Annotated in this window: 6 protein-coding genes; 2 read left to right on the top strand and 4 right to left on the bottom strand. The window is 68.6% G+C overall.

Annotation, left to right across the window (positions count from 1 at the left end; genetic code table 11):
* The first annotated feature begins 301 nt into the window (after positions 1-301).
* Both E1295_RS22425 and E1295_RS52515 read left to right on the top strand, forming a co-directional pair.
* Positions 302-1,345: a threonine aldolase family protein gene (locus E1295_RS22425; protein WP_166427362.1), complete on the top strand. Its 1,044-nt coding sequence runs from the start codon at positions 302-304 to the stop codon at positions 1,343-1,345.
* 464 nt (positions 1,346-1,809) lie between these two features.
* Positions 1,810-1,965 carry a PEP-utilizing enzyme gene (locus E1295_RS52515; protein ID WP_132632292.1) on the top strand — a complete coding sequence of 52 codons (156 nt, stop codon included), beginning with the start codon at positions 1,810-1,812 and terminating at the stop codon, positions 1,963-1,965.
* 43 nt (positions 1,966-2,008) lie between these two features.
* Here E1295_RS52515 and E1295_RS22415 read toward each other — a convergent pair whose 3' ends face one another.
* The 4 genes from E1295_RS22415 to E1295_RS22400 form a co-directional block, all read right to left on the bottom strand.
* Positions 2,009-2,971 (bottom strand): ParB/RepB/Spo0J family partition protein, encoded by a 963-nt coding sequence (locus E1295_RS22415; protein ID WP_132632280.1) that lies wholly within the window; start codon positions 2,969-2,971, stop codon positions 2,009-2,011.
* A gap of 263 nt (positions 2,972-3,234) precedes the next feature.
* Positions 3,235-4,170 carry a ParA family protein gene (locus E1295_RS22410; RefSeq protein ID WP_220448842.1) on the bottom strand — a complete coding sequence of 312 codons (936 nt, stop codon included), beginning with the start codon at positions 4,168-4,170 and terminating at the stop codon, positions 3,235-3,237.
* Between the two features lie 137 nt (positions 4,171-4,307).
* Positions 4,308-4,979 carry a 16S rRNA (guanine(527)-N(7))-methyltransferase RsmG gene (gene rsmG, locus E1295_RS22405; RefSeq protein ID WP_132632276.1) on the bottom strand — a complete coding sequence of 224 codons (672 nt, stop codon included), beginning with the start codon at positions 4,977-4,979 and terminating at the stop codon, positions 4,308-4,310.
* 550 nt (positions 4,980-5,529) lie between these two features.
* Positions 5,530-6,018: a Jag family protein gene (locus E1295_RS22400; RefSeq protein ID WP_132632274.1), complete on the bottom strand. Its 489-nt coding sequence runs from the start codon at positions 6,016-6,018 to the stop codon at positions 5,530-5,532.
* Between the last annotated feature and the right edge of the window lie 13 nt (positions 6,019-6,031).

The raw sequence follows: 6,031 nt of genomic DNA, 5'->3' as shown, positions 1-6,031 counted from the left end.
CCCACAACACAGACACCCACCAACCCACGACACGCCACCCCCACCGGGACCCACACACCCACAACGCCACGCCCGCCAACCCTCGACGCGACTTCCACTGCCGAGTGACCGCAGACCCTCAGGCGACGTCCCTTCCCCGCTGTGACCGCCGGCCCACGGCGACGGCAGCGACTTGTTGGATTCGACCGTCAGCGCCATGCGCCGAATTCCTCACCGGCCACCGACTCCAGGCCCTCTCCGGACGGTGGCCGCCCGGCCCAAGGTGGACGGTGTCTGTCCGCGGTGAAAGTAGCCTTGCGGTGTGCTGATCGATTCCACGTACCCCAAGAGCTTCGCCAGCGACAACCACGCGGGCGTGCACCCGGACATCCTGGCGGCGATGGCAGCCGCGAACGACGGGGACGCGCCCGCCTACGGCGACGACCGTTGGACCGCCGCCTTCGGAGCAAGGACGAAGGAGGTGTTCGGGCCGGACGCGGAGGGCTTCGCGGTGCTCAACGGAGCGGGCGCCAACATGGTCGGTCTCGCTCTGATGCTCGGCCGCTACGACGCCGTTCTCTGCGCCGACGGCGCTCACATCGCCACCCATGAAGCGGGGGCAGCTGAGCGGTTGCTCGGTGTGAAGCTGATGACGATCCCCACCGCGCAGGGCAAGCTCCAGCCCGGCGACATCAAGGCGCGCCTGGGTGGCGTCGGCAACCATCATGAGTCCCAGCCCGCCGTCGTCTCCATCTCGCAGTGCACGGAAGTCGGCACCACCTACTCCCCCGAGGAGATCGCCGCGCTGGCGGAGGCGGCGCACGAGGCAGGACTACGCCTCCACGTGGACGGCGCCCGGCTCGCCAACGCCGCCGCCTTCCTCGGCTGCGATCTGAAGGCCATCACCACCGATGTCGGGGTGGACGTCTTCAGCTTCGGCGGCACCAAGAACGGCGCGCTGGCCGCCGAAGCCGTGGTGGTGCTCGACCCGGAGCTGACCCGGGCCGTGCCGTTCCTGCGTCGCCAGTCGCTTCAGCTCGCCTCGAAGATGCGGTTCATCTCGGCCCAGCTGTCGGCGCTCCTGACCGACGACTTGTGGCGTCAGAACGCGGCCCACGCCAACCGGATGGCCATGCGGCTGGCGGACGGCTTGGAGGGCATCGCGGGGGTGTCGTTGGCGTATCCCGTCCAGTCCAACGCCGTCTTCGCCTCACTCCCGACGGCGGTGGCCAAGACGCTTCAGCAGCGGTACCTCTTCCACTTCTGGGACGAGGCTTCCGGCGTCGTCCGCTGGATGACCGCCTTCGACACGACGACCGAGCACATCGACGACTTCCTGGACGACATCCGCAAGGCAGCCATGTGATCAGCCCGCGTGTTTCACGTGAAACACGCTCGGGCCCCGTCGGCAGGTGGCTCGTGTTTCACGTGAAACACGAGCAGCGGGTCATCCGGCCGACATCAGGCAAGCGTCCGCTTCCACTCCCCACAGGAGACAGAAGGCGGGCTACCACCTGTCCGCTACCGTCGTGAAGCCCCCGGAACCTTGCTCGCGCAGGTGAGGCAGCGCAGCCTGGACGACCCGCAGCGGGCCGAACAGGTTGGTCTCCAGCAGGCGCCCAGGGCGGCGCTCTTTGCGGCCGGGCATCAGACTCGACAACGCTCGGCCCACCACGGCGCAGTCGAGCAACATGCCACAGAGAACTCGACAAGCGGGCCTTGATTCAGCTTCCCCGCTCGCCCACGCGCCAGCGGTGGCGCGACCCGGCTGATCCGTGACGGGCAGCGGATCCGCGTCCACGGCACCGGCGGGTACGTCGAGCTTCTCGACTGACCCGGCGGCTCCCCGCGCCGCAGGCCCACCCCAGCTGGACGCCGCTGCTCGTCGCGGTCGCCGGGCTGGTGACGGAGGTGGGCGGCCTCATGACGCACGGGGCGGCGGCGCAACTTCCGCTACCGCGCCGAGCCAGCCGGTGTTTCACGTGAAACAGCGCAGCAGAACTGGCGTAGTTTCACGTGAAACACCCGGTCACTCCTGAGCTTCCCGCATCGCCTTGACGGCTTCAGGGGCCATCGTGTCGATGATGCGCTCAAGGTCGTCGATCGTGGCGAACTCGACCACGATGCGGCCCTTGCGGCGTCCGAGGTCGACCTTGACCTTCGTCTCGAAGTGGTCGGAGAGACGATCGGCGAGGTGAGTGAGCCCGGGTGCCGTGGGCTTGGAGGGCGTACGTTCGCGGGGAGCCTTCTGGGCCGCCTGAGCACTGCCCATCGCCACGATCTCTTCGACCGCGCGTACCGAAAGAAGTTCCGCCACGATCCGCTGAGCGAGCTGGATCTGCTCCTCCACGGAGCTCAACCCGAGCAGAGCCCGCGCGTGGCCGGCGCTGATGACTCCGGCGGCCACCTTGGGCTGGATCTCGGGCGGGAGGTTCAGCAGACGGAGAGTGTTGGTGATGTGGGAACGGGACCGGCCCACCTTCTGCGCCAACTGGTCGTGCGTCGCCTGGAAGTCGTCAAGGAGTTGCTGGTATGCCGCGGCTTCTTCCAACGGGTTCAGCTGCTCGCGCTGAAGGTTCTCGATGAGCGCGTCCCGAAGGAGATCGGTGTCCTGCGTGTTGCGGACGATCGCGGGGACGGGGTCCAGGCCGACCTGCTTGCACGCCCGCCAGCGCCGCTCCCCCATGATCAGCTCGTACTGCCCACCACCGACCGAACGCACCACGATCGGCTGCAGGAGCCCCACCTCGCGGAGGGACTTCGCAAGCTCCTCAAGACGTTCGCCGTCGAACACCTCACGCGGCTGGCGCGGGTTGGGGACGATCGCTTCAAGGGCGATCTCCTTGAAGTACGCCCCCGCGACCGGCTGCGGGCCCGTCTCCGTCGTTGACCCGTTGGCCGAGGACGGAACCGCCCCCGTGCCGTCAACGATGGGACCGGTCGGGATGAGCGCCCCGAGCCCCTTGCCCAATCCCCGCCGCTGCTGACTCACTGCGTCTCCTCATCCAGCCGGTCGAATCCGGTCACTCCTGGAGAGGTTACCGTTGCGCGCCGGACGGAGTGCCCGCTCGCCACACACCGCCCCGTTGGATTTACCCCGAGACGATCACAAATCTGCCCAACCCATGACCACACCCACGATTCCCCCAGGGGATGCATCGCGGTCTCGCACGTCGCGTGGGTGTGGGCGCTCGGCCGGCGTCAGCGAGGCGCACGACAGCGCAGCGGCATCCCGCGTGACGTGAAAGGCAGGGTTCAGGCGACCGTGGCGCGGTGGGCTATCTCCCGGGCGGCGTCCATGTAGGCCATGGCACCGCTGGACCCCGGGTCGTACGTCATGACCGACTGGCCGTAGCTGGGCGCCTCCGACAGGCGGACGCTGCGCGGGATGACCGTGTTGAGCACCGTGTCCCCGAAATGGGCTCGCACCTCGTCCGCCACCTGCGAGGCCAGCCGGGTGCGGCCGTCGTACATCGTCAGGACGATCGTGGACAGGTTGAGCGTCGGGTTGAGGTGAGCCTTGATCAGATCGACGTTCCTGAGGAGCTGACCGAGGCCCTCCAGCGCGTAGTACTCGCACTGGATGGGGATCATGACCTCGTCCGCGGCCACCAACGCGTTCACGGTCAGGAGCCCCAGAGACGGCGGGCAGTCGATGACGATGTAGTCGAGGTCGATCGCGTCGTACGCCGTCAGCGCGCGGCGGAGGCGGGCTTCTCTCGCCACGAGGGAGACCAGTTCGATCTCCGCACCCGCCAGGTCGATGGTGGCCGGCGCGCAATACAGGTTGGGCATGTCGGGCACCTGCTTGACGATGTCGGCCAGGGGCAGATCGTCCACAAGCACTTGATAGACGTCCGGCACGTCGCCGCGGTGCTCCGTGGCCAGCGCCGTGGAGGCGTTGCCCTGCGGGTCGAGGTCGACCACGAGGACACGCTGGCCGTGCATCGACAGGGCGGCGGCGATGTTGACCGAAGTGGTGGTCTTGCCGACGCCACCCTTCTGGTTGGCCACCGCGATCACCCTCGTCTTGGCCGGACGCGGCCAGGAGCCATCGCCATTGGAAGGGCTCTCGCCGGACTGGGCAGCCGTCTGCGTTGCGGATGTTTCACGTGAAACCACTGAGCTGAGCGCCTCTCGTACCAACGGCGATTCACCGGGGTTCAGGGGGGTCTGGGTCACGATGGCCATCCTTTCAACGAGTGGTGTGCCGGTGCCGGGAATTGACTGTCGCGACACGCCCATTTCGGGCCAGCCAACTCCGGATGGACTCTCGGACGGACGGCTGTCCGGCCAGCCAAGACCGCTTGACGCGACTGGCACAACCGTCACCTCCTTCGTCGCCGCCTGGCTCGCTCCGGCGCGCGACCCGCTACCACCCGAACCAATGTTGCAGGCGGCTCGACCTTACCGCGCCCGACGGTCACGAGCTCAGCCGTTCGGGCCCCGGTGGCTCGCAATTCGGCCTCCGCCTCGTCCAGTTCGCCCGCGGCCCGCTCCCCCTTCATGGCGATCAGCTCGCCACCTTCGCACAGCAGCGGCATGGCCCACCTGAGGAGGCGTTCGAGCGGGGCGACCGCGCGAGCGCTGGCGACGTCGTACTCACGTTTGCCCGCCAGCTCCTCCGCCCGCCCACGCAGCACCTCGACGTTGTCCAGCTTGAGCGTGTCGACGCACTCCTGCAGGAACACGGTACGCCGAAGCAGCGGCTCCAGCAGCGTGACCGTGATGTCAGGGCGGACGATGGCCAGCACGAGCCCCGGCAGCCCGGCGCCCGACCCGATGTCCACCAGGCGCACATCGGGCGGTACGGCCTCCGCCACGACCGCACAGTTGAGCAGGTGACGATCCCAGATCCGCGGCACCTCCCGGGGCCCCAGCAACCCGCGGACGACTCCAGGACCCGCCAGCAGCTCGGCGTACGCGTTCGCACGCCCCCAAGCCTCCCCGGTGAAGACGTCACACGCTATCTCCGGCGGCTCCGGAAGCTCATCGCTCACTGGTCGGTGGCCCTTTCTTGGTGCTTGGTCGAAGCCGGACGCCGATCGCCCTCGGGGACCGCGAGGACGTCAGAACCCGTCCCCCACCCAAGGCTAGATGTGCGATCACATGGGAAGACTAGCGGGCTGTCCCAACGCCGGCGCCGGACCGCGCACCCCGCCCCGGCCACGTGCCCGAAACGCCGCAAGCCGTTCAGCAGAACGTACGTCACTCGTACGGCCGAACACACACCAGCCATGGCCAGGCGCGCGCCAGGCGGCAGGGTCAGCGTGTGCCTCTCGTACGGCCGAACACGCGCATGTGAGCCGCACGTCCGAACGCGCCCCACGTCGCGCGCCCGGAGCGTGATCAGGCCGTGGAAGCTTCGAGCGTGTCCGGTGCCAGTCCCGCGGGTGCACCGATCATGCCCAATACCCTGTACGCCCCGCGGGTCACGGTGGCGGTCGTCCGTCCCGGGCCCTGAGGTGCCCGGTCGCGATCAGTGGGTGGACATGCGAACGGCCGCCTGTTCCCGCAGAGGTGGCGGAGGCAGGCGGCCGTTGGGAAGGGTCAGGCGGGCAGGACCACGACGTACCGCTGAGGCTCCTCGCCCTCGGACTCGCTGCGGAGCCCGGCGGACGCCACGGCGTCGTGGACGATCTTGCGTTCGAAGGGGGTCATCGGGTGCAGGGACTGGGGCTCCCCGCGCTCCTTGACCTGGCTGGCGACCTCGGTGCCGAGCTTGGTCAGCTCTGCCCTGCGCCGCTCGCGGTAGCCGGCCACGTCGAGCATCAGCCGGGAACGTTCGCCGGTCTGCCGATGCACGGCCAGGCGGGTCAGCTCCTGCAGCGCTTCCAGGACCTCTCCCCCGGGCCCTACCAGCTCCGTGCCTTTGAGCCCGACCACGGAGACCAGGGCGCGGTCGCCCTCGACGTCCATGTCGATGTCGCCGTCGATGTCGGCGATATCGAGAAGGCCTTCGACGTAGTCGGCAGCGATCTCGCCTTCCTGCTCCAGCGCGGTGAGATCAGGAGCCTGCTCCTGCTCGGCCTCGGTCATGGCCGGCCTCTCC

This window comes from Nonomuraea mesophila (assembly GCF_004352805.1).
Lineage (GTDB): Bacteria > Actinomycetota > Actinomycetes > Streptosporangiales > Streptosporangiaceae > Nonomuraea > Nonomuraea longispora.
Note: the sequence above shows the minus strand (reverse complement) of the source record. Positions and strands in the feature narration are given on the sequence as shown.